Source organism: Pseudomonas frederiksbergensis (genome assembly GCF_017114915.1).
GTDB classification, from domain to species: Bacteria; Pseudomonadota; Gammaproteobacteria; order Pseudomonadales; family Pseudomonadaceae; genus Aquipseudomonas; species Aquipseudomonas frederiksbergensis_I.
In genome coordinates this window covers 146,694-170,891 of sequence record NZ_JAAUOE010000008.1, presented here as the reverse complement: position 1 = coordinate 170,891, position 24,198 = coordinate 146,694, and the positions used below count along the sequence as shown (strand labels likewise).

19 protein-coding genes are annotated in these 24,198 nt (G+C 60.5%); 6 read left to right on the top strand and 13 right to left on the bottom strand.

What is annotated here, in order from left to right:
• Window positions 1-242: 242 nt before the first annotated feature.
• Window positions 243-2,153: an esterase EstP gene (gene estP / locus HCU66_RS09005; protein WP_205888142.1), complete on the top strand. Its 1,911-nt coding sequence runs from the start codon at window positions 243-245 to the stop codon at window positions 2,151-2,153.
• 79 nt (window positions 2,154-2,232) lie between these two features.
• Here estP and trpE read toward each other — a convergent pair whose 3' ends face one another.
• From trpE to HCU66_RS08955, 10 genes are all read right to left on the bottom strand, one after another.
• A complete protein-coding gene (gene trpE / locus HCU66_RS09000; RefSeq protein WP_205888141.1) occupies window positions 2,233-3,714 on the bottom strand; it encodes an anthranilate synthase component I in 1,482 nt (493 codons plus the stop codon).
• A gap of 71 nt (window positions 3,715-3,785) precedes the next feature.
• On the bottom strand, window positions 3,786-4,604 hold the full coding sequence (locus HCU66_RS08995) for a phosphoglycolate phosphatase (RefSeq protein WP_205888140.1): 819 nt from the start codon (window positions 4,602-4,604) through the stop codon (window positions 3,786-3,788).
• A complete protein-coding gene (gene rpe, locus HCU66_RS08990) occupies window positions 4,601-5,275 on the bottom strand; it encodes a ribulose-phosphate 3-epimerase (protein ID WP_205888139.1) in 675 nt (224 codons plus the stop codon). The genes HCU66_RS08995 and rpe overlap by 4 nt, the downstream gene beginning before the upstream one ends.
• 91 nt (window positions 5,276-5,366) lie before the next feature.
• Window positions 5,367-6,515, bottom strand: a complete 1,149-nt coding sequence (locus HCU66_RS08985; protein ID WP_205888138.1) for an iron-containing alcohol dehydrogenase — start codon at window positions 6,513-6,515, stop codon at window positions 5,367-5,369.
• A gap of 130 nt (window positions 6,516-6,645) precedes the next feature.
• Complete coding sequence (locus HCU66_RS08980; protein ID WP_018928864.1) at window positions 6,646-7,470, bottom strand: ABC transporter permease; 825 nt, start codon at window positions 7,468-7,470, stop codon at window positions 6,646-6,648.
• Between the two features lie 12 nt (window positions 7,471-7,482).
• Window positions 7,483-8,730 carry an ABC transporter permease gene (locus tag HCU66_RS08975; protein WP_205888137.1) on the bottom strand — a complete coding sequence of 416 codons (1,248 nt, stop codon included), beginning with the start codon at window positions 8,728-8,730 and terminating at the stop codon, window positions 7,483-7,485.
• Window positions 8,731-8,936: 206 nt separating this feature from the next.
• On the bottom strand, window positions 8,937-9,980 hold the full coding sequence (locus HCU66_RS08970; RefSeq protein ID WP_205888136.1) for an ABC transporter substrate-binding protein: 1,044 nt from the start codon (window positions 9,978-9,980) through the stop codon (window positions 8,937-8,939).
• Between the two features lie 49 nt (window positions 9,981-10,029).
• Window positions 10,030-11,154 carry an ABC transporter ATP-binding protein gene (locus tag HCU66_RS08965; RefSeq protein ID WP_205888135.1) on the bottom strand — a complete coding sequence of 375 codons (1,125 nt, stop codon included), beginning with the start codon at window positions 11,152-11,154 and terminating at the stop codon, window positions 10,030-10,032.
• 341 nt (window positions 11,155-11,495) lie between these two features.
• A complete protein-coding gene (locus tag HCU66_RS08960) occupies window positions 11,496-12,125 on the bottom strand; it encodes a response regulator (protein WP_090286829.1) in 630 nt (209 codons plus the stop codon).
• Window positions 12,126-12,173: 48 nt separating this feature from the next.
• Window positions 12,174-14,564 (bottom strand): PAS domain-containing sensor histidine kinase, encoded by a 2,391-nt coding sequence (locus tag HCU66_RS08955; RefSeq protein ID WP_205888134.1) that lies wholly within the window; start codon window positions 14,562-14,564, stop codon window positions 12,174-12,176.
• Window positions 14,565-14,637: 73 nt separating this feature from the next.
• On the opposite strand from HCU66_RS08955, the gene HCU66_RS08950 reads away from it, so the two are divergent.
• On the top strand, window positions 14,638-15,627 hold the full coding sequence (locus HCU66_RS08950; protein WP_205888133.1) for an alpha/beta hydrolase family protein: 990 nt from the start codon (window positions 14,638-14,640) through the stop codon (window positions 15,625-15,627).
• 99 nt (window positions 15,628-15,726) lie between these two features.
• Here HCU66_RS08950 and HCU66_RS08945 read toward each other — a convergent pair whose 3' ends face one another.
• The 3 genes from HCU66_RS08945 to HCU66_RS08935 are packed head-to-tail and all read right to left on the bottom strand — an operon-like array spanning window position 15,727 to window position 18,183.
• Entirely contained in the window at window positions 15,727-16,494 is a 768-nt protein-coding gene (locus HCU66_RS08945; RefSeq protein WP_205888132.1) for a TerB family tellurite resistance protein, read from the bottom strand.
• 1 nt (window position 16,495) lies between these two features.
• Entirely contained in the window at window positions 16,496-17,167 is a 672-nt protein-coding gene (murU, locus tag HCU66_RS08940; RefSeq protein WP_205888131.1) for an N-acetylmuramate alpha-1-phosphate uridylyltransferase MurU, read from the bottom strand.
• The gene (locus HCU66_RS08935) at window positions 17,164-18,183 is read right to left on the bottom strand and encodes an aminoglycoside phosphotransferase family protein (protein WP_205888130.1); all 1,020 of its coding nucleotides are present in this window, start codon (window positions 18,181-18,183) and stop codon (window positions 17,164-17,166) included. The genes murU and HCU66_RS08935 overlap by 4 nt, the downstream gene beginning before the upstream one ends.
• Before the next feature lie 130 nt (window positions 18,184-18,313).
• Here HCU66_RS08935 and HCU66_RS08930 point away from each other — a divergent pair, with 130 nt between their 5' ends.
• Genes HCU66_RS08930 through rsmA form a run of 4 tightly spaced genes read left to right on the top strand, consistent with a single transcriptional unit; the run spans window position 18,314 to window position 24,186 of the window.
• Complete coding sequence (locus tag HCU66_RS08930; RefSeq protein ID WP_205888129.1) at window positions 18,314-21,088, top strand: LPS-assembly protein LptD; 2,775 nt, start codon at window positions 18,314-18,316, stop codon at window positions 21,086-21,088.
• The gene (gene surA / locus HCU66_RS08925; protein ID WP_205888128.1) at window positions 21,069-22,385 is read left to right on the top strand and encodes a peptidylprolyl isomerase SurA; all 1,317 of its coding nucleotides are present in this window, start codon (window positions 21,069-21,071) and stop codon (window positions 22,383-22,385) included. The genes HCU66_RS08930 and surA overlap by 20 nt, the downstream gene beginning before the upstream one ends.
• On the top strand, window positions 22,382-23,371 hold the full coding sequence (pdxA, locus tag HCU66_RS08920) for a 4-hydroxythreonine-4-phosphate dehydrogenase PdxA (protein ID WP_205888127.1): 990 nt from the start codon (window positions 22,382-22,384) through the stop codon (window positions 23,369-23,371). Before surA ends, pdxA begins: the two co-directional genes overlap by 4 nt.
• The gene (rsmA, locus tag HCU66_RS08915; protein WP_205888126.1) at window positions 23,368-24,186 is read left to right on the top strand and encodes a 16S rRNA (adenine(1518)-N(6)/adenine(1519)-N(6))-dimethyltransferase RsmA; all 819 of its coding nucleotides are present in this window, start codon (window positions 23,368-23,370) and stop codon (window positions 24,184-24,186) included. Before pdxA ends, rsmA begins: the two co-directional genes overlap by 4 nt.
• Window positions 24,187-24,198 lie beyond the last annotated feature (12 nt).

The window sequence follows — 24,198 nt, the reverse complement described above, 5'->3', positions numbered from 1 at the left end:
GGCGCGCCAACGCCAACGGGCGTGTGCCTTGATGACTTGATCCAGGAGTTTGCTGACGATCAACACGGGGAAGGTCTCATTCATACGTCTGGGCACAGTAACTTAGCTGGGCAGAGCGTGCAATATGGCCGGAGCGACAGCTCGCGAAACAATCGAAGGGTTAGCGACGGATGGCAAAAGGCCGGAAGTTTTTGGTACTGTCGTTTCGTTCTCACTACAACAATAAATAAACGGACTTGCTCATGATCAAACAGACGTTGTTTGTACCGCTCGCCGGATGCCTGCTCGCCATGGCCTGCGCCCAGGCAATTGCCGCGCCCAACCCCTATTCGAATTTCGTTGTATTCGGTGACAGCCTCAGCGATGCCGGGACGTTTAGCGACGCGGGCGGCCCTACCGGGGCGACCGACCGTTATACCAACCGCACCGGCCCGATCTACCTGGACGGCAGCGGTGAAGTCCGCTCGCTCAACTCCACGCAGATACTGGGCGGGAAACTGGGGTTCTCGCCGGACCAGACAGCTTCATCGTCCTCGGCGGTACGCGCCAACGAAGGCCTGCCCGATGGCAACAACTGGGCTGTCGGCGGTTATCGTACCGACCAGATCCTCGATTCGATCACCAGTACTTCCGCCACGGGCGAACGCACCCGCGCAGGCTATCTGCCGTCGAACAACTTCCGCGCCGACCCGAATGCACTGTATTTCCTCTCGGGCGGCGGCAATGACTTCCTTCAGGGGCGCGTGACCAGCCTGCCCCTGGCCAGCGCCGCCGCCGATCGCCTGGCCAGTAGCGCGCAGACCCTGCAACAGGCCGGTGCCCGCTACATCATGGTCTGGCTGCTGCCGGACATCGGCTTTACCCCAGCTTTCAACGGCACACCATTGCAGGCCTTCACGTCCCAGCTCAGTGCTCAGTTCAACACCGAACTGGTCAGCCAACTGCAGAGCATTAACGCCAACATCATCCCGCTGAACATTGCGCTACTGCTCAAAGAGACGTTCGCCAACCCAGGTCAATTCGGCCTTGCCACCGACCAAAACCTGAGCGCCACCTGCTTCAGCGGCAACAGTTGCCCCGAAAACCCTCGATACGGCATCAACAGCGCCACCCCCGACCCGACCAAGTTGATCTATAACGACTCGGTACACCCGACCGAAGCCGGGCAGCGCCTGATTGCCGATTACGCCTACTCCCTGCTGGCCGCACCATGGGAACTGACCCTGCTGCCACAAATGGCCCAGGGCACTTTGCGTTCTCATCAGGATGAGCTGCGCAACCAGTGGCTGGCCGATTGGGAAAACTGGCAAGGCGTGGGCCAATGGCGGGCGATTGTCGCCGGCGGTGGCCAGCATCAGGACTTCGACAGCCAGCGCAGCGGCGCCAGTGCTGACGGCAATGGCGCCAACCTGAACATCGGTGGCAGCTATCGGCTCAATGACGCATGGCGCGTTGGCTTGGCGGCGGGCTTCTATAACCAGAAACTCGAAGCTGGCGATAACGATTCGGATTACAAACTCAACACCTACATGGGCACCGCTTTCGCCCAATACCAGCAGAATCGCTTTTGGGGTGACGCAGCACTGACGGCCGGGCATCTGGACTATGACAGTCTCAAACGCAAATTCCAGTTGGGGGTCAATGAACGCGGGGAGAAAGGCGACACCGACGGTTACCTGGTCGCCATCGGCGGCCGCCTGGGTTATGACATCGCGCCAGAGGCGAGCAGTCCATGGCATTTGTCGCCATTCGTGAGCGCTGATTTCGCCAAGGTAGAAGTCGACGGTTACTCGGAAAACGGCGCCGACTCCACCGCGCTGACATTTGACGACCAATCACGCATTTCCCGGCGTCTTGGCCTCGGGATCCAGGGTAAGTACCAGATCACCTCGCAAACCCAAGTGTTTGGCGAACTGGCCCACGAGCGCGAGTACAACGACGACACCCAGAATGTGACCATGAACCTCAACAGCCTGCCGAACAACCGCTACACCCTGGCCGGCTACACCCCGCAGACCAACCTGAACCGCTTGAACCTCGGCGTGAGCCACAACCTCACCAGGGACCTGGCATTGCGCGCCAGCTACGACATTCGCAAGGATGATGACTTCACCCAGCAAGGCATTAATGTTGGGGTTGCCTTGGACTTCTGATCCAGCAAAAGTCAGGCAAAAAAACGCGGCGCCCCACAGGCGCCGCGTTTTTTTATGCTAATGAGATACCTGTGGGAGTTCAGGCGTCCGGAGTCTGTTCGGCCAGGGCTACTGCACGGAACATCGCGCGACGCTTGTTCAGGGTTTCTTCCCATTCCAGCGCGGGCACCGAGTCGGCGACGATGCCGCCACCGGCCTGCACATGCAGTTCGCCGTTCTTGATCACGGCGGTGCGGATCGCAATCGCGGTGTCCATGTTGCCGTTCCAGGCGAAGTAACCGACCGCGCCGCCGTAGACGCCCCGCTTGACCGGTTCCAACTCGTCGATGATTTCCATCGCGCGAATCTTCGGCGCGCCAGACAAAGTGCCGGCCGGCAGGATCGCCCGCAGTGCGTCCATCGCCGTCAACCCGGCCTTCAATTGGCCGGTGACGTTGGACACGATGTGCATCACGTTGGAATAACGCTCGATGACCATCTTCTCGGTGAGCTTCACCGAACCGATTTCCGAGACGCGACCGGTGTCGTTGCGACCCAGATCGATCAGCATCAAGTGCTCGGCGATTTCCTTGTCGTCCGACAGCAGGTCTTTTTCCAGCGCCAGGTCGGCCTCTTCGTTGGCACCCCGTGGGCGAGTGCCAGCAATCGGGCGCACAGTGATCAGGTTGTCTTCGACCCGCACCAGCACTTCCGGCGAACTGCCGACGACATGGAAGTCGCCGAAGTTGAAGAAGTACATATAAGGCGTCGGGTTGAAGCAGCGCAGCGCGCGGTACAGGTCGATCGGCGCAGCCTTGAAGTCGATCGACATGCGCTGGGACGGCACGACCTGCATGCAGTCACCGGCCAGGATGTATTCCTTGATGGTGTCGACGGCCTTTTCGTAATCGCCCTGGGTAAAGCTCGAACGGAACACCGGATCGGCCGATTGCTGTTTGCTGAAGTCCAGGCCTCGGCGCGGAGTGATTGGCTGACGGAGTTGTTCCAGCAGCGCTTGCAGACGCGCCTGACCTTGTTCGAAGGCACCTTCCTGCGACGGATCGGCCAGCACAATCGCGTGCATCTTGCCGGCGAGGTTGTCGAACACCACCACCGCGTCCGACACCATCAGCAGAATGTCCGGCACGCCCAGCGGATCCGGGTTCGGGCACTTGCCCAGACGCTTCTCCACATAACGCACGCAGTCGTAACCGAAGTAACCCACCAGACCGCCGTTGAAGCGCGGCAGACCGGCGATGGTCGGCACGTTGTAGCGCGCCTTGAAGGCTTCGACGAAGGCCAGCGGGTCTTCAACGTCGTGGCTTTCGATCTCGACGCCGTCGTGGGTCACGCTGACGTGGTGGTCGTGAACCCGCAACACGGTGCGGCACGGCAGGCCGATAATCGAATAACGGCCCCACTTCTCGCCGCCCTGCACCGATTCCAGCAGATAGGAGTTGGGCTCATCGGCCAGTTTCAGGTAGATCGACAGCGGGGTGTCGAAGTCGGCCAGGGTTTCGCAGGCAAGCGGGATGCGGTTGTAGCCGGCAGCGGCCAAACGCAGGAATTCTTCGCGGATCATGGGGTAGCCTCGTGGCTTGAGGGTCTAACAGTCAGGTATGCAAACGCGCCGGATAGCCGGCCAGGAACAAGTCAGGCGCGCCAACGCCAGCGGGCCAGGGCCTTGATGACTTTCATCCAGAGTTTGCGAGTGACCACCACGATGGCGTTTCCAGCAGGGGGTTGAACAGCGTCGGGCAACGTTATCTCAGCGGCTGGATCCAGGCAACCGGGAATTAGCTTGCGCAGATCATCGATCACCAGCGCCGGCGACTCTTCGGCAATCGGCCGACCGTGGTTATAGCCGTAACTGAGGGCCACACATTTGACCCCCGCCGCTTTCGCCGCCAGCACATCGCTGCGCGAGTCGCCGACGAACAATGATTGCGACGCCGGAATGTTGGCCATTTTCATCACGAAGAACAGCGCAGCCGGGTCGGGTTTCTGTTGTGGCAGGGTGTCGCCGCCGATGATCCATTTGAAGTAACGGCCGATCTTCATCTGATCCAGCAGCGGCGCGACGAAACGCTCCGGCTTGTTGGTGATCAGAGCCATCACCACACCCTGCTTGTTCAGCCATTTCAGGGTGTCGCGCACACCGGGATAGACCACGGTCAGCTCGTGACCGTCCTCATAAAAGCCATTGAACAACGCCAAGGCCTGCTCGGCCTCGACCACATCGACACCCTCGGCATCGATGTGGTTGGCCAACGCACGGCGCACCAGCATGTGTACGCCGTTGCCCACCCACTCACGCACCGATTCGATGCCGACCGGGTCACGCCCGAGTTTGAGCAGCATGTTATCCACAGCCGCTGCGAGGTCAGGGACCGAATCGACCAGCGTGCCATCCAGATCGAACATCACCAGCCGCGGCAGACGCCCCGGGAACAGCTGCTCAAAACCGCTCATGGGCGAGCCAGCGCCAGTTCGGAGCGCATTGTTTCAATCACTTCCTGATAGTTCGGCGCATTGAAGATCGCCGAACCGGCGACAAAGGTGTCAGCACCCGCCGCCGCGATTTCACGAATGTTATTCACGTTCACCCCGCCGTCGATTTCCAGGCGAATGTCACGACCGGAGGCATCGATCAGCGCCCGCGCCTCACGCAGCTTGTCGAGGGTGGCCGGAATGAACTTCTGCCCGCCGAAGCCCGGGTTGACGCTCATCAGCAAGATCATGTCGACCTTGTCCATCACGTACTTGAGCACGTCCAGCGGGGTCGCCGGGTTGAACACCAGGCCTGCCTTGCAGCCGCCTTCACGGATCAGTTGCAGGGAACGGTCGACGTGCAGCGTGGCTTCCGGGTGGAAGGTGATGTAGGTCGCGCCGGCCTCGATGAAGTCACCGACGATGCGGTCCACCGGGCTGACCATCAGGTGCGCGTCGATCGGCGCGGTTACACCGTACTTGCGCAGCGCGGAGCACACCATCGGGCCGATGGTCAGGTTTGGCACGTAGTGGTTGTCCATGACATCGAAGTGCACGAAGTCGGCGCCGGCGGCCAGGACGTTGTCCACTTCCTCGCCCAGGCGGGCGAAATCGGCGGAGAGAATCGACGGAGCAATGACGAACGGCTGCATGACGCACCTTTTTTGAGCAGAATCACGATGGCGCGCATTGTATACCTCATGCTTTGACGCGCGCACCGTGCTGCGATGATTGGGGCAAGTCCTAATAGGCCGCTCGGTAGATCTTCTCGATATCGGCGGTGCTCAACTGGCGCGGATTATTGCGCATCAGGCGCTCGGTGGCGGCGGCTTCCACGGCCATGGCCGGGATCGCGTCTTCGGGCACCCCGAAACTGCGCAGGCCTCGTGGGATTTCCACCGCGGCACACAGCTCGGTCATCGCCTCCACGGCTTTGTCCGCCGCTTCGTTGGCGCTCAGATGAGCGGTCTTCAGCCCCATGGCCTCGGCGATATCCTGCATGCGTTCCACGCAAGCCATCTTGTTCCAGGTCATGACATACGGCAGCAGCAAGGCATTGCTGACGCCATGGGCAATGTTGAAGCGCCCGCCCAGCGGATACGCCAACGCATGCACCGCGCCGACCCCGGCGTTGCCGAACGCCATGCCGGCCATCAGGCTGGCGGTGGCCATGTCTTCGCGGGCTTGCAGGTGGGAAGGATTGGCGTAGGCCTTGGGCAGCGCCTTGGCAATCAGCTTGATCGCGCCAATGGCCAGCGCATCGGTGATGGGCGAAGCATTGAGCGACAGGTAGGACTCGATGGCATGTACCAGCGCATCGACGCCACTGGCAGCGGTGACACTGCGCGGGCAGGTCAGGGTCATTTGCGGGCTGACCAGCGCCACGTCCGGCAACAGATAATCGCTGACAATGCCCTTCTTCACCTGCGCGACCTTGTCGGAAAGAATCGCCACGTTAGTCACTTCCGAGCCGGTGCCGGCGGTGGTCGGAATGGCGATCAGCGGCGGACCTTTGCGTGGCACCTGATCGACGCCGAACAAATCCTCCAAGGCGCCGTGGTAACCGGCATAGGCGGCAACACTCTTGGCGATGTCGATGGCACTCCCACCACCGAGGCCGATCAGCCCGTCATGCCCGCCCTCACGGTAAACCCGCATGCAATCTTCGACGATGGCGATTTCCGGGTCCGGCAGCACCCGGTCGAAAATCTCGTAACTGCGCTCGCCCAGTTGCGCCAGCGCCAGCTCCACCGTGCCGGACTTGACCAGTGCCGCATCGGTGACGATCAGCGGGTTGTCGATGTCCAGACGCGTCAACTCCGCCGCCAGTTGCTCGATGGCACCCGTGCCGGTAATCAGTTTGTGGGCAATTTTGAAAGAGGAAAGACTCATGTGCGCAGCCTCTTATAGATAGGGGAGCTGGGCACAAGAGTAGCTGGGGATTGGGGTTTGTCTGTTATTCAAACGGTGAATGAATCGATCGTTCCCACTGCGTGGGAACGATCGGATCAGTGCGTGCAGATCAGGCCTGGGCGGTGCGCAGTTTTTCGCTGCGTCCGCGCAGCCATTCCAGGGTCAGCAACAGGATCACCGAGAATGCGATCAGCAGCGTCGCGGCAGCGGCGATCGTCGGGCTGAGGTTTTCGCGGATGCCGCTGAACATCTGCCGAGGCAAGGTCGCTTGTTCGGGACCGGCGAGGAACAGCGTCACCACCACCTCATCGAACGACGTGGCGAAGGCGAACAGCGCACCGGAAATCACCCCCGGCGCAATCAACGGCAAGGTCACCCGGCGGAACGTCGTCAGCGGCGAAGCGCCCAGGCTTGCAGCCGCCCGCACCAGGTTCTGGTTGAACCCCTGCAAGGTCGCCGACACCGTGATGATCACGAACGGTACACCCAGCACAGCATGCACGACGATCAGCGAGGTATAGCTGTTGCCGAATCCCAGTGGCGCGAAAGTCAGGTAACTGGCCACACCGATGATCACCACCGGCACCACCATCGGCGAAATCACCAGCGCCATCACCAGCGCCTTGCCCGGGAAATCGCCCCGGGTCAGGCCGATCGCCGCCAGCGTGCCGAAGATCATTGCCAGCACGGTCGCTGCCGGGGCCACGATCATGCTGTTCTTCAACGAACGCATCCATTCCGCTGAAGCAAAGAAGTCCTGGTACCAGTGCAGCGAGAAACCTTGCAGCGGGTAGACCAGAAAGCTCCCGGAGTTGAACGACAGCGGAATGATCACCAGCACCGGCAGGATCAGGAACAACAAAATCAAGCCGCAAAGAATCCGCAAGCTGTAGAACCACACCCGCTCGATGGGCGACATATAAGGACTCAGCATTTCATTCTCCCCTTAGCTCAGGCGCAGGCGACTGGCGCCCACCAACCAGCTGTAAATCAGATAAAGCACCACGGTCGCCAGCAGCAACAGCCCACCGAGCGCGGTCGCCATGCCCCAGTTGATGCTGGTATTGGTGTAGAAGGCGACGAAATAACTGACCATCTGATCGTTCGGGCTGCCCAGCAGCGCCGGGGTGATGTAGTAACCGATGGCGAGGATGAACACCAACAGGCAACCGGCGCCGACACCGGCATAGGTTTGCGGGAAGTACACCCGCCAGAAACTGGAGAACGGGTGGCAGCCCAGGGAAATCGCCGCACGCATGTAAGTCGGCGAGATGCCTTTCATCACACTGTAGATCGGCAGAATCATGAACGGCAGCAGGATGTGCACCATCGAGATGTAGACCCCGGTGCGGTTGAATACCAGCTCCAGCGGCTTATCGATGACACCCATGGCCATCAGGCCGCTATTGATCAAGCCGCCCGATTGCAGCAACACGATCCACGCGGCGACCCGCACCAGAATCGAGGTCCAGAACGGTAACAGCACCAGAATCATCAACAGGTTGCTTTGCCGCGCGGGCAGGTTCGCCAACAGGTAGGCCAATGGATAGGCCAGCACCAGGCAGATCACGGTGATGATCAGGCCCATCCAGAACGTACGGGCAAAGATGTCGAGGTAGATCGCCTGATCGGGCGTGGCCCGGGCCAGTTCGCCGAGGTCGTCGATACGGTGGTCGACGGCGGCCAACAGGTAATAAGGCGTCACATTACTGGTATTGCGGCGCACGACCTGCCAATAGGCCGGATCGCCCCAACGCTCGTCCAGGCCTTCCAGCGCGGCTTTATAAGAAGCCGGCTCCGTGGCGAACGGCAAGGCGCGTGCGGTTTTGGTCAGCAGGCTGCGGTAGCCGGCCAACTCCATGTTCAAGCGCTTGGACAAGTCGCCCAAGGTCTGATTCTTGCGGGCTTCGGCGAGGTCTTCGCTGGCGGCCTTGTACACAGGCTCAGCCGGCAAGCCTCGGCCATCCCAACTGGCGATGGCTGCCACGGTGCGCGGCATGGTGCCGACCACTTCGGGGTTACCGACGCTTTTGTAGAGCAGCGCCACGATCGGCACCAGGAACACCAGCAACAGAAACAGCACCAACGGCGCGATCAAGGCTTGTGCTTTCCAGCGGTTGATCCGCTCGGCGTGCTTGAGCCGCTGCTTCAAGGTGGGGTCGGTGCCCGCGTTCAGGGGAATGGCGGTGGCCATGGCGTACTCCGGAAATCTTTGATCGTTACAGAGGCGGCATTCCGTGACCGCAAGGCCACCTCTGTTCTTGATAACTACACATCCCCCCTGTAGGAGCGAGGCTTGCCCGCGAAAGCGGCGTGTCAGTCAACATTGATGTTGAATGTGCTGACGTCTTCGCGGGCAAGCCTCGCTCCTACAAGAGTGGATAAGCCCACGGGGTGGTCTTATTTTGCAGCCCAGGAATTAAAGCGCTGCTCCAGTTGCTCGCCGTTGTCAGCCCAGAAGCTGACGTCGATCTGCACCTGGTTGGCGATGTTTTCCGGGGTGGTCGGCATGTCTTTCAAGACATCCTTGGCCAGCAGCGGTACAGCCTGGGTGTTGGCCGGGCCGTAGGCGATGTTTTCCGAGTAGGTCTTCTGTTGCTGCGGTTGCACCGAGAACGCGATGAATTTCTTCGCCGCTTCGGCACGGGTCTTGTCCAGGCCTTTTGGAATCGCCCACGCGTCGAAGTCGTAGATGCCGCCGTTCCACACCACTTTCAGGTTGCTTTCTTTCTGTACCGCCGCGATCCGGCCGTTGTAGGCCGAGCTCATGACCACGTCACCGGAGGCGAGGTATTGCGGCGGTTGAGCGCCGGCTTCCCACCACTGGATGCTTGGCTTGAGCTCATCGAGTTTCTTGAACGCGCGGTCCTGACCGTCCTTGCCGGCCAGCACCTTGTAGACGTCTTTCGGTGCAACGCCGTCAGCCATCAGTGCGAATTCCAGGGTGTACTTGGCGCCCTTGCGCAGGCCGCGCTTGCCCGGAAATTTCTTGGTGTCCCAGAAATCAGCCCAGCTGGTCGGTGCGGTTTTCAGCTTGTCGGCGTTGTAGGCCAGCACGGTCGACCACACGAAGAAGCCCACGCCGCACGGCTGGATAGCGCCTTTGACGAAGTCTTCGCTCTTGCCGAACAGCGCCGGGTCGAGTTGCTCGAACATGTCTTCGTCACAACCACGGGACAATTCTGGCGATTCAACTTCCACCAGGTCCCAGGACACGCTCTTGGTGTCGACCATGGCTTTGACCTTGGCCATCTCACCGTTGTATTCGCCGGCGACGATTTTGCCGTTGCCCGCCGCTTCCCACGGTGCGTAGAAGGCTTTGACCTGCGCTGCCTTGTTAGCCCCGCCAAAGGACACCACGGTCAGGTCCGGGCCCGCCGCCATTGCGTGTGCCGCACCCATCATGCCGACGACCAGGGCGGTGAATTTCAGGGATCTCAACATTTATTGTTCTCTCCACGTGCAGGGTTGGTGTTGGTGAAGCAGGGGGCGATCAATGCGCCTCTAGAAGTGGGTCGAGCGCGCGAACGTGTTCGACCTGCCAGCCAAGCGGTACCACGTCGCCGACAGCCAGCGCGGGATCGAGCTCGGCAATCGGTTGTTTCACAAAGAAGTCGGTCTTGCCGCAGACTTCCAGGCGAACCCGGACGTGGTCGCCCAGATAGATGAATTCCGCCACCCTCCCTGAGAAGCGGTTGACACAGGACTCGCTCGAGCCATTGAGGCTCACGCGTTCCGGACGAATCGACAGCGTGACGGGTTCGCCGGTCTTGCCGACGTTGACCGCCAGCGCCTCGACCTTTTCACCGCGACCGAGCTCGACCACGCAGCGGTCGCCGGTCTGGCTGTGCAAGCGGCCGTTGAGGCGGTTGTTCTCGCCGATGAAGTTGGCGACGAAGGTATTTTTCGGCTCTTCATAGAGCGTGCGCGGTGGCGCGATCTGCTGGATCTCGCCTTGGTGGAATACGGCGACACGGTCGGACATGGTCAGGGCTTCGCCCTGGTCGTGGGTCACGTAGACCACGGTCACGCCGAGGCGCTGGTGCAGGTGTTTGATTTCCATCTGCATGTGTTCGCGCAGTTGTTTGTCCAACGCGCCGAGGGGTTCGTCCATCAGCACCAGTTGCGGCTCGAACACCAGGGCGCGAGCCAGGGCCACACGCTGCTGCTGACCGCCGGACAGTTGTGCCGGATAGCGCTGGGCGAAAGCGTCGAGCTGAACCATGCTCAGCACACGCTTGACCCGGTCACTGACGTCGCTTTTGTTCAAGCCGCGCACGGTCAGCGGGAACGCCAGGTTCTCGGCCACGGTCATGTGCGGAAACAACGCATAGTTCTGGAACACCATGCCGATGTCGCGTTTATGCGGCGGCACGTTGTTGATGGAACGCCCGGCCAGTTGAATCTCCCCGGCGGTCGGCGTTTCGAAGCCGGCGAGCATCATCAGACTGGTGGTCTTGCCGGAGCCGGACGGCCCGAGCAAGGTCAGGAACTCGCCTTTGCGAATATCCAGGTTGAGGTCTTTGACGATCAGGTTCTCGCCGTCGTAGCTCTTTTGCACTCCACGAAAGCTGACCAGAATATCGCTGGCCCCTGCGCTTGAATCAACCTGGCTCATACCCACACCTTTGTTATTGATGACTGCTGTGGACTAAGCCTAGTGGACGCTGGGAGCCGCGCAAATCGGGGCGCAGGAGAGAATCACCTCAGCCGGATGGAAGGTTGCGTGTAGGGATTGCCCTACAAGGATGGCGGGGATGGATATGTCGATTCGTGATGGCGACAGGTGGTGAGCTGCAAGCAGCAAGAACCGGCAAAAGCGGCTTTACATGCATGTCGCAATTGGACATGCCGACACGGCCCCTGTAGGAGCGAGGCTTGCCCGCGAAGGCGTTTTCACTGGCGCCAAAAGCTTCGCGGGCAAGCCTCGCTCCTACAGAATCCGTAGTGAAACCTGGATCAGAGCAGTTTGTGCTCCATGGCGTACTTCACCAGTTCGGCCAGGGAGGTGATGTTGAGTTTCTGCATCAGCCGCGCCTTGTGGGTACTGATGGTTTTGCTGCTCAAGGCCAATTGCTGGGCGATGTCGTTGACGTTGGCGCCCTGGGCCAGGCGCTCGAATACCGAGAATTCACGCTCCGACAGCAGCGAGTGCAACGGCCGCGCATCGGTCAGGCCGACTTCGAACACCATCCGGTCGGCCAGTTCCGGGTCGATGTAGCGCCCGCCCGCCGCGACTTTGCGGATCGCCGTCAGCAGCAACGCCGGATCGCTGTCCTTGGTCGCGTAACCCGCGGCGCCGACCTTCAGCGCCCGCGCGGCCATTTGCGCTTCGTCGTGCATCGACAGCACCAGAATCGCCGGCGGATTGTTCAAGGCGCGAATCCGTGGAATCGCCTCCAGGCCGTTGACCCCGGGCATGGAGATGTCCAGCAACACCACTTCGCAGGGAACATGGCGCAAGGTCTCGAGCAACTGCTCGCCATTGCTCGCCTCCCCGACTACCTGCAAGTCCTTGGCCAGGCCGATCAATTGCTTGATGCCTTCGCGAACGATGGTGTGGTCTTCGGCTACCAGTACACGGATCACTTGCCTCTCCTCATTTATAGCGTTGAAGCCGAAAAGATCGTCCGATTTTCAATCCAGCGGCACTCGCACCGTCAGGGTCGTCCCCTCCCCCGGCTCACTCTCCAGCAACAACTGCCCGCCCATGATCAACACTCGCTCACGCATCCCGACCAAGCCAAAGGATGTCGGCCTGCCAGTGGCGGCGACAAATCCTACGCCATCATCGCTGACAGTCAGACAAAGTTCATCGCCCTCAAGGGCCAGCGTCAGTTCAACAGTATGCGCCTGGGCGTGGCGCATGACATTGGTCAGCGCTTCCTGAAGGATGCGGAACAGCCCGATGGCCTTGGCATCGCTGAGCACCGGCAAGTTATCCGGCACCTGCACCAGACACGGAATCTGCGTGCGCGCCTCGAACCGCCGGGCCTGCCACTCGATGGCCGAGGCGATCCCGGCGTCGAGAATCGGTGGCCGCAGCGCCGTAGCCACATCGCGCACCAGTTGAAACAGCTGCGCGATCAAACGCTTCATGCTGTTCAAGCGCTCATGCAGGCCCGGATCGAGCTGGGCGTAGGCCAGTTCGCACATCGACGTTTCCAGCTTCAACACGGTCAGCATCTGCCCCAACTCGTCGTGAACTTCCCGGGCAATCCGCGCCTTTTCCTCTTCCCGCACGCTCTCCAGGTGCGCGGACAACTCGCGCAATTGCTCGCGGGAACTGGCCAGTTCCAGTTCGATGCGCTTGCTTTCGGTGATGTCCCAGACGATCCCATCCCAGACATAGGCGCCGTCTTCGAGGCGACGGGTGATCGCCTTGATCTCGGCCCAGCGCTGTTCGCCCTGACGGGTCAGAATCCGCCCCTGCCACGACCAGTCGCTGTCGGTATCCAGCGCATGGTCCTGGGTCTGGTGATAACTGGCCTTGTCGTCCGGATGCACCAGGCTGCGCAGGCCTTTGTCCCGTTGGGCCAGGGTGGCCGGCGAATACCCCACCAGGCTCTCGCTGCCTTCACTGATGTAGGCAAAGTCGATCTGCCCGGTCACCGGCGCGCGCTCCAGACGAAAGACCAGTCCGGGGACGTTGGCGGCGATGCCTTGCAATCTCGCTTCGCTTTCCTGCAACGCGGCCAGGGCGCGACGACGTTCGGTGACGTCATTGAGGTAAACCACCAGGTATTCGCCGTCGCGAAAACGCAAGAAGCTCAACGAAACATCCGCCGGCAGAATACTGCCATCGGCCCGCACACAATTGGTTTCGAAACTGAGCGGCCCTTCCTCACTGGCCCGGGCACGCTTCCACAGGTTCAGCCAGCGGTCCATGTGCAAGTCGGGCTCGAAATCGATCAATGGCCGATCAATGATCCCGCCCGCCGAGTAACCGAGCATGGTTTCGGCTGCACGGTTGGCGTAGCGCACATGGCTGTCCCAGTTGACCCAAAGGATGCCGACGGTGCTTTGATCGATGGAAAACTGCGTAAGGCGCAAGGCCTCTTCACTGGCCTCGCGCAGGGCGATGTCTTCGCGCGCCGCCAGCAAACGTTGCTCCAGACCGTGCTGCTGACGACGCTGCCAAAACACAATGGCCAGGCTGCTCAGCAGCAACACCAGCAACAGCAGGCAAAGGTTTTTCCAGAAACCCGGCGACTCGGACAGCCGCGGGTACTTGGGTTGCAGCCATTGATTGTGCAGTTGCTCCAGATCCTTGGCCGGGATCGCCCGCAACGCGTTTTCGACGATGCCAGCCAACTCCGGCCAGTCCCGACGCGTGGCCACTCGCAGCAGCTGCGGGAAACCGATGTCGCCCACCACAACCAGCCCGGAGAACTCCGGCTCGACAGACAGACGCCCGAACTGCGCTTCATCGACCACGGCGTAACCGGCTTGCTGACTCAACAACAATTGCAGTGCCTGGCGCTCCAGAGGCACGCCTTGCAGGTTCAGATGGGGATAGGTGCTACGCAAAAAATCGGCGGTGACGCTGGGCATGCGCACGGCGACGCGGGTCTGGCTGTCGAGCTTTTCCAGCTCCACCACACCGGTGCTCTTCTGGTCGCTGACCACCAATTGCGGCACCCGCATGTACGGATCGGAAAATTGCCAGAGCCGTAAACCCGCCGGGGTTTGCGTCAGCCCCGGCGCGATATCGATATCGCCTTCACGCGCGGCGGCTTCCAGTTGCACAAGATCGGGGTAATTGCGCCAGCTCAACTCGACCTTGAGCGCCTTGGCCAGCCACTTCATCAACTCGATGTTCACCCCGGACAGGCGCTGCAGGCGGCGATCGTATTGGGCATAGGGTGCTTGCAACACCACCCCGACCCGCAGCTCGTCATGCTGCGCCAGCCATTGCTGTTGCGCCGAAGACAATGACACAACGTGCGCCGGTGGCGCGGGCGCCGCCCAGCCCATCAAGGGAAACCACAAACAGCCGATAACCCACAGGCAGCGAAAATGCATCATCGAAGTCTCACACACTGACAAATACTGACCAACCCATTAGGCTGCCGGAATAACTTCTGGCCTGGAATATCCGATGCCCCCTGTCTACCGCCTGGCACTGCCAGCATTGTGCCTGTCGCTGATCCTGCCGTGCGTCTTTTCCGTCGAGGCGGCCGACCCGGCACCAGCCACTGCGGAAAAACCCGCCGAAGAAAAACCGGTCGAACGCCAGCCGCTGCTTGAGCGTAGTCAGGAAGAAGCGACAGCACTTGAGCGACAAATCCCTGCGCAGGAACAGCAACAACTGCAAGCCGGCACCGACACCTTTCTCGCCCTGTGGAAACCGGCCAATACCGCCGAGCCCAAAGGCGCGGTGATTATCATCCCGGGGGCCGGCGAAACCGTTGACTGGCCGCAAGCGATCGGCCCATTGCGCCGCCAATTGCCGGACGCCGAGTGGAGCAGCCTGAGTATCACCTTGCCGGACCTGCAAAGCGAAGCCATTGCGCCGCGTATCGCCGAAGTGGCGCCAGCGCCCAAAACGCCTGATTCCGGCAGCAAAGATTCCACCACCGCAGCGCCCATCGAACAGGCGGCCGGCGGCGAAGCGGAGGTGGCTGACAAGGCCATCGTCGAAACCACCGAAGAACAGACCAAAGCCGATGCCGAACGAATCTTCGCTCGCATCGATGCGGCCATCGCCTACGCCGAACAGCAAAGCGCTCGCCGTATCGTCGTGTTGGGGCATGGCACCGGTGCTTATTGGGCCGCCCGTTATCTGAGCGAGAAACAGCCATCGCAAGTCGAGAAGTTCGTGATGATCGCCGCCCAAAAGCCCGTTACCGCGAAACCCGGGCTGGCCGAATTGACGCCGACGATCAAGCTGCCTGTCGCCGACATTTTTTATATGGACAAGCCGCTGGATCGCAATGCGGCACTGGAACGCTTGCAAGCCAACAAACGCTTGAAGACCTCGGCGTTCAGCCAGGTATCGCTCAAGGCGCTGCCGGGCAATGCCACAACTGAGCAAGAGCAGTTGGTGCGCCGGGTGCGCGGTTGGTTGAATCCGCAGACCGCGGACTGAGCAAAGCAAAAGATCGCAGCCTTCGGCAGCTCCTACAGGTGTACGCATAACCCTGTGTAGGAGCTGCCGAAGGCTGCGATCTTGTGACCTGCTTTGCGATTACCGGAAATCCCGCCGCTCACGAATCAACGTGTAGGCATTGTGCAGCTCGCGAGTTTTGTCCGTCGCCTCGCGAACCTGCAACGCCGTCGCACCGCTGCCGGCAATCTTGTCCGGATGGTGGCGACTGAGCAGGCGTCGATAGGCGCGCTTGATTTGCGCCGGCTCGCTGGTTGCCGACACGCCCAACAACCTCAAGGCGTCCTGATAAGTGATCGCGCTGCTGACCACCGGGCGCTTCTGCGGTTCGTAGTCGCTCGCCAGCGCCTGTACTTGTCGTCGCGTCCAGCCCAGCCATTTGCCCCACTGGGCAATCAGCTCGCATTCACGGCTACCGGCACGGCCGTCGGCCCAGACCATCCGCCAACAGGCACGCAATACGCCTTCCGCCGCATGGGGCTGAGCACTCAAGCGGCGCAGATAACCGCGTAACCGGTCATGCCCCGACTTGCCCCGATTGAACGCCGCGATTGCGCGACGTTGCGCCGATTCGGTCATCTCCAGCGAGCGCATTTCCTGCCGCGCCTGCTGGATATGGCCGTCCATTACCCGCCCATCACTCTTGGCCAATCGGCCCAGCAACACGAACAGCAGTTCATCGTTGCGCAGCGCCGAGCGACCGCCGAACTTTTCCCATAAATGCGCCCAGCTCTGCAGGTGCAAACGCCGATCCAGCGCCTGCCCCAATAAAGCACCAAGCATGGCCCCCGGAATGCTGGCTATGGCAAAGCCCGCTCCGGCTCCAATCAGAGTCCCTGGCCACAACATGTCAGCGTCTCGCTTCTATCAAGGTGTCTACTTCCGCCAGGCGCTCGTGGGTGCCGACATCCACCCAATGCCCGTTCAGGCGTTCGCCGGTCACTTGTCCATCGGCCATGGCTTTGCGCAGCAGTGGCGCAAGCTTGAAGGCCCCGGCCGAGCAACCGTCAAACAGCTGCGGGTGCAGCACGGCGATGCCGCTGTAGGTCAGGGTTGATGTGCCCGGCTGACCGTCCCGTACATGGCCATCGACCAGGGTGAAGTCTCCGGTCGGGTGATGCGCCGGGTTGTCCGCCAATATCAAGTGAGCGAGCCCTGCGATGGGCTGATGCAACACGCTGAAGTCGTAGTCGGTCCAGATGTCACCGTTAACCACCACAAAGGCTTCGTCGCCCAACAACGGCAATGCGCGGAAAATCCCGCCACCGGTTTCCAGCGGTTCACCTTCGGCCGAATACTGGATGCTCACGCCATACTGCGAGCCATCCCCCAGATAATCTTCGATCTGCTGACCGAGCCAGGCATGGTTGATCACGATCTCGGTAAACCCCGCAGCCGCCAGGGCGCGCAGGTGATACTCGATCAAGGGCGCTCCGCCAGCGCGAACCAGCGGTTTGGGCGTGGTCAGGGTCAACGGACGCATGCGCTCGCCTTTACCCGCCGCCAGAATCATTGCCTTCATGCATTCGCTCCGGCACGCAGACTGGCGAGCAATACATCCAGCACCGCCAGTTCAGGACGACGGGCAATGACTGCGTCTATATAAGCAAAGAAACGCGGCACATCGCCCAGGTAGCGTGGCTTACCATCGCGATGGCAGATGCGGGCGAAGATACCGATGACCTTCAAGTGACGCTGCACGCCCATCAGATCGCTGGCGCGCAGGAAATCTTCAAAGTCAGGCTGAACCGGGATGTCGAGCGCGCCGGCTTGCTGCCAGTAATCTTCCAGCCAGCCACGCACGCGTTCTTCAGGCCAGCTGAGGAACGCGTCCTTGAACAGGCAGGTCACGTCATAGGTCACCGGCCCGTAGACCGCATCCTGAAAATCCAGCACGCCGGGATTGGGCTCGCTGCGCATCAGATTGCGCGGCATGTAGTCGCGATGCACCAGCACTTTGGGCTGAGCCAGAGCGCTGTCGATCAGCAGGTCGCTGACCTGCTGCCAGAGCACTTGCTGCGCCGGGTCGAGCTCGATGCCCAGTTCGCGTTTCACGTACCACTCGGGGAACAGCTCCAACTCGCGACGCAGCAGCGCCACGTCATAACTGGGCAGCGGCGCCACCATCGGCAACTGCTGAAAAGCCAGCAGCGCCTGCAGGGCATCCTTGAACAAATCGTCGGCATTTTCGCTGTCGATCACGTCCAGATAAGTCTTGTTGCCCAAATCGTTGAGCAAAAGAAAACCCCGCTCGAGGTCTTCGGCATAAATTTTCGGCACGTTTATTCCGGATTTCGCCAGCAGAAAAGCGATATCCACGAAAGGTTTGCAGTTTTCCTGGGGCGGCGGTGCGTCCATCACGACGAAACTTCTGCCTGCGCCTTCCCAACGGAAATAGCGCCGAAAACTCGCGTCGCTACTGGCCGCAGTCAACGTGGCCGGGGGTACGGTGCCCCAGCCTTGTTCTGCAAAGAGGATAGCCAACTGTTCATCTAGCCAAACTTTCAGGTGTTGCAAGCGTACATCTTGATCAGGCATTACAAGGGTCTCCGACGGCGCTAGCCGTCAAGCGGGTCATGCTTTATTATCCGACATCTTTTTCAGACCATCGAGAGGCGTGCGGCCCACACCGCGGGCAGATGGCACGCAGGAAGCCCGGACTAATAAGATGGCATTGAAATCCCCCGCGTTTCGTAAAAAATTTCCGTTGTTGGTCACCGGCAGCCTGCTGGCCATGCAACCCCTGGCCGCTTCGTTCGTGGTCGCCGCGCAACAGTATGACTGCGCGGTGTCTGCTTCGGGTGCCTGGGACTGTGCGCCAAAGACGCCGGCCGCCGCATTGCCGCCGCGTCCCATCCATGACGGCAGCGCAGTTTCCACCACTGGCGAAGCCGCGGCAGACACCGGCGCCAGTGAAGACACCGGCGCCAAGCCCGTGCTGGTGACCGAGTCCAAGGGCCGCGGCCTGAAGTCGCGTAGTGAAGACTACAGCCACCTCGACTGGGTTCCGCGCGAGAAACTCACCGCAGCGCAATTGGCCGAAACCGGTCCTTACTGCTCTGGTTCCTATATCGAACCGATTCGTCCTGGCATGAATGACAAGACGAATAAAAGTGACGCTCCAACCTTTCTCGGCGCCAAGGCCTCCCGCTATAAGCAGGATGAGCAGGTCGCGACCCTGGCCGGCGACGTGGTCATGCGTCAGGGCAGCATGCAGGTCGAAGCCGACGAAGCGAACCTGTACCAGGCCGAGAGCCGTGGCGAACTGAGCGGCAACGTACGCATTCGCGACAATGGCGCACTGATCGTGGGCGATCACGCCGACGTGCAACTCGACACCGGTGAAGCCAAGGTCGACAACGCCGAATACGTGATGCACAAATCCCGTATCCGCGGTAACGCGCTGTATGCCAAGCGTGCCGAGAACGCGATCATCCGTCTCAAGGACGGTACGTACACCACGTGTGAACCGAACAGCAACGCCTGGCAGCTCAAGGGCAACAACATCACCTTGAACCCGGCCACCGGTTTCGGTACCGCGACCAACGTGACACTGCGGGTCAAGGACATTCCGGTTCTGTACACGCCGTACATCTATTTCCCGATCGACGACCGTCGCCAGTCCGGCTTCCTGCCACCAACCATCGGCACCGGCAGCGATACCGGCTTCATGCTGGTCACTCCGTATTACTTCAACCTGGCGCCGAATTACGACGCCACGTTGTACCCGCGCTATATGGCCAAGCGTGGTCTGTTGATGGAAGGCGAATTCCGCTACCTGACCAAGTCCAGCGAAGGTCAGTTCGGCGCCGCGTACCTCAATGACGAGGATACCGAACGCAGCGGGCAAACCGATTACGATAAAACCCGCTACATGTACAACTGGCAGCACAAGGGCGGCCTGGACTCGCGTGTCTTAACGCAAGTCGATTACACCAAGATCAGTGACCCGTATTACTTCCAGGATCTGCAAACTGATCAAATTGGTGTGAAAAGCGCCGACTTCGTGAACCAGCAGGGTTCTGTCACCTATCGCGGCGACAGCTACACCGCTCGCTTGAACGCCCAGGCTTATCAGCTGGCGACCGTATCGAACATCACACCATATGATCGTTTGCCGCAGATCACCTTCAATGGTCAGCTGCCGTATCATCCGGAAGGGTTGAATTTCGATTACGAGACAGAGGTTGTGCGGTTTGAGCGTGATTTGAAGAACGGTAACTTCGTAAACGAAGACGGCACCGTCGAATCGCGTCTTGATAACAACGTGACCGGCCTGGCACGAGCCAACGGTAACCGCTTGAACCTCAAGCCGGGCGTCAGCCTGCCGCTGAACTGGACGTATGGTTTCTTAAAACCTTCCCTGAAGTACCAGTACACCCAGTACGATCTGGATCTGGATCAGCAGGGCAAAAATACTCTGCTTGCAGATGAGAGCTACAGCCGTAACCAGAGTCGTAGCGTACCGATTGCCAGTATCGACAGCGGCCTGTATTTCGATCGCAACACCCAATGGTTTGGCAAGAACTACCGCCAAACCCTGGAACCACGCCTGTTCTATCTCTATGTTCCAGAGAAGGATCAGACTGACATTCCGGTCTTTGACACCGGCGAATATACCTTCAACTACGCGTCGCTGTTCCGTGACAACCGCTTCTCCGGCTCCGACCGCGTCGGCGACGAGAACAAGCTGTCGCTGGGCGTGACCAACCGCTGGATTGAAGACAACGGTTTCGAACGTCAACGCATCAGTGTCGGCCAGGCCTTGTACTTCAAGGACCGTGAAGTCCAACTTCCAGGTATCGCTTTCGATGATCGTGACGACGCCAAGTCCAACGTTTCGCCGTACGCACTGGAATACGAATATCGCTGGAACCGCGACTGGCGCACCACCGCCGACTACAACTGGGACCCGGACAGCCGCAGCCCTCGCTCGGGCAGCGCGATGTTCCACTACCAGCCTGAAGACAACCCGAACAAGGTCATCAACGCCGGTTATCGCTATCGCAATGACCAGGTCCGTTATGACCAGAACACCGGTAAATGGTCGGTGGGCGGCGGTGACTATGGCACCCCGGGTACTCCTGGCTACGTGAAGGACTACTACAAGATCAAACAGCACGACTTCTCGGTGATCTGGCCGATCGTGCCGCAATGGAACGCCATCAGCCGCTGGCAGTATGACTACAACCGCAACCGTACTCTGGAAGCCTTCGGTGGTTTCGAATACGACAACTGCTGCTGGAAATTGCGCCTGATCAACCGTTACTGGGTCAGCTATGACGAGTTCAGTCAGAACGCCCCGGAAAACGAAAAAGGCGACCACGGCGTCTTCCTCCAAATTGTTCTGAAGGGACTCGGCGGCCTCACCGGCGCCAAAGTAGAGAGTTTCCTCGACAAAGGCATCCAAGGTTATCGTGAACGTGAAGACCAAGCTTTCTGATTGTCTGCGCCCGCTAATGCTGGGCGCGCTGTTCCTGGGCACCGCGGCCAACGCTGCGGTAGAGTCCATCGACAAAGTGGTAGCCATCGTCGACAACGACGTGGTCATGCAGAGCCAACTGGACCAGCGTGTTCATGAAGTTCAGCAAACCATCGCCAAACGCGGTGCTGCCGTACCGCCCGCGGGCGTACTGGATCAGCAGGTGCTTGAGCGTCTGATCGTCGAAAACCTGCAATTGCAGATCGGCGAGCGCTCCGGCATTCGCATTACCGATGAAGAACTGAACCAGGCTGTCGGCACCATTGCCCAGCGCAACAACATGTCGATCGAACAATTCCGCGCCGCCCTGGCTCGCGACGGCCTGTCTTATGACGACGCTCGCGACCAGATCCGCCGTGAAATGATCATCAGCCGTGTGCGTCAACGTCGTGTGGCCGAGCGCATCCAGGTGTCCGAGCAGGAAGTGAAGAACTTCCTGGCGTCCGACCTGGGCAAGATGCAGCTGTCCGAAGAGTTTCGCTTGGCCAACATCCTGATTCCTACGCCGGAAAGCGCCAACTCCGACGCAATTCAGAATGCCGCCAAACAAGCCGACGCGGTTTACCAGCAGCTCAAGCAAGGCGCTGACTTCGGTCAGTTGGCAATCGCCAAATCCGCCAGCGAAACCGCGCTGGAAGGCGGCGACATGGGCTGGCGTAAAGCCGCTCAACTGCCGCCTCCGTTCGATCGCCTGCTCAGCACCATGGCGGTTGGCGATGTGACCCAGCCCATGCGCACCCCGGGTGGCTTCATCATCCTGAAGATCCTCGACAAGCGTGGCGGCGAGAGCCAGGTGCGTGACGAAGTGCATGTGCGTCACATCCTGGTCAAACCAAGCCCGATTCGCGACGAAGCAAAAACCAAGGCTCTGGCTCAGTCGCTCTATACCCGTATCGAAGCGGGTGAAGATTTCGGCGAGCTGGCGAAAAGCTTCTCGGAAGATCCGGGCTCCGCCCTCAACGGCGGCGACCTGAACTGGATCGATCCGAACGCACTGGTGCCTGAATTCCGTGAAGTGATGGCCAAGACCCCACAAGGTCAGCTGTCCAAGCCATTCCAGACCCAATATGGCTGGCACGTTCTGGAAGTCCTTGGCCGCCGCGCCACCGACAGCACCACCCAGGCCCGTGAGCAGCAAGCGATGACCGTACTGCGCAACCGCAAATACGACGAAGAGCTGCAAACCTGGCTGCGTCAGATCCGTGACGAAGCGTACGTAGAAATCAAACTCCCTGGTGCAGACCAGGCAGCGCAGTGAAACCCAAGCGTTTCGCGCTGACCCCCGGCGAACCAGCCGGCATAGGTCCCGACCTGTGCCTGCTGCTCGCCTCGCAAGCCCAGCCACACCCCCTGATTGCCATTACCAGCCGCGACCTGCTCATCGAGCGGGCCGCGCAGCTTGGCGTGGTGGTCGATCTGCTGCCGGTAACGCCGGACAGCTGGCCGGACGTTCCTGCGCCGGCCAACAGCCTGTATGTCTGGGATACACCCCTCAACGCCAACGTCATCGCCGGGCAACTGAACAAGGCCAATGCGGCTTTCGTTCTGGAAACCCTGACCCGCGCTGGCCAAGGCTGCCTGGACGGGCACTTCGCCGGCATGATCACCGCCCCGGTGCACAAGGGTGTGATCAATGAATCCGGGATCGCCTTTTCCGGGCACACGGAATTTCTCGCCGACCTGACTCATACCGCACAAGTGGTGATGATGCTCGCCACTCGCGGCTTGCGCGTGGCGCTGGTCACCACTCACCTGCCCCTTCGCGAGATTGCCGACGCGATCACGCCGGAACGGCTGGAGCGGGTTACGCGAATTCTGCACACCGACCTGCAAGAAAAATTCGGCATCGCCCAGCCACGCATCCTGGTTTGCGGGCTTAACCCGCACGCCGGTGAAGGCGGTCATCTGGGCCATGAAGAAATCGACATCATCGAACCCACATTAGAGCGCCTGCGCGGCGAGGGCATGGACCTTCGCGGCCCCCTGCCCGCCGACACTCTGTTTACCCCCAAATATCTGGAGCACTGCGACGCAGTGCTGGCGATGTACCACGACCAGGGCCTGCCCGTGCTGAAATACAAAGGCTTCGGCGCGGCAGTCAACGTGACCCTCGGCTTGCCGATCATCCGCACATCGGTCGACCACGGCACCGCCCTGGACCTGGCCGGCAGCGGCAACATCGACACCGGCAGCCTGCAAGTCGCCCTGGAAACCGCCTACCAGATGGCCGAGACCCGTTTATGACCGAGCATTACCAACACCGGGCGCGCAAGCGTTTCGGCCAGAACTTCCTGCACGATGCCGGCGTTATCGACCGCATCCTGCGCTCCATTCACGCCAAACCTGAAGACCGTCTGCTGGAAATCGGTCCGGGCCAGGGTGCTCTGACCGCAGGCCTGCTCAACAGCGGCGCCCAACTGGACGTGGTGGAGCTGGACAAGGACCTGATCCCGATCCTCAATCAGCAGTTCGCCGGCAAGAGCAATTTCCACCTGCATCAGGGCGACGCGCTGAAATTCGACTTCAACAGCCTGAACGCCGCGCCAAACAGCCTGCGAGTGGTCGGCAATCTGCCGTACAACATCTCTACGCCGCTGATCTTTCACCTGCTGCACAACGCCAATCTGATTCGCGACATGCACTTCATGCTGCAAAAGGAAGTGGTCGAGCGTCTGGCGGCGGGCCCTGGTGGCGGTGACTGGGGTCGCCTGTCGATCATGGTTCAGTACCATTGCCGGGTCGAGCATCTGTTCAACGTCGGTCCGGGCGCGTTCAACCCTCCGCCGAAAGTCGACTCCGCAATCGTACGCCTGGTGCCCCACGCGGTACTGCCGCACCCGGCCAAGGATCATCGCCTGCTGGAACGCGTCGTGCGCGAAGCTTTCAACCAGCGCCGCAAGACCCTGCGCAACACACTGAAACTGTTGCTGAGCAACGCCGAAATCGAAGCCGCTGGCGTCGATGGCAGCCTTCGCCCCGAGCAGCTCGACCTGGCCGCCTTCGTGCGCCTGGCCGACAAGCTCAGCGAACAAGTCCTACAAAAGCCTGCCACCGACTGACAGGCGATGAGC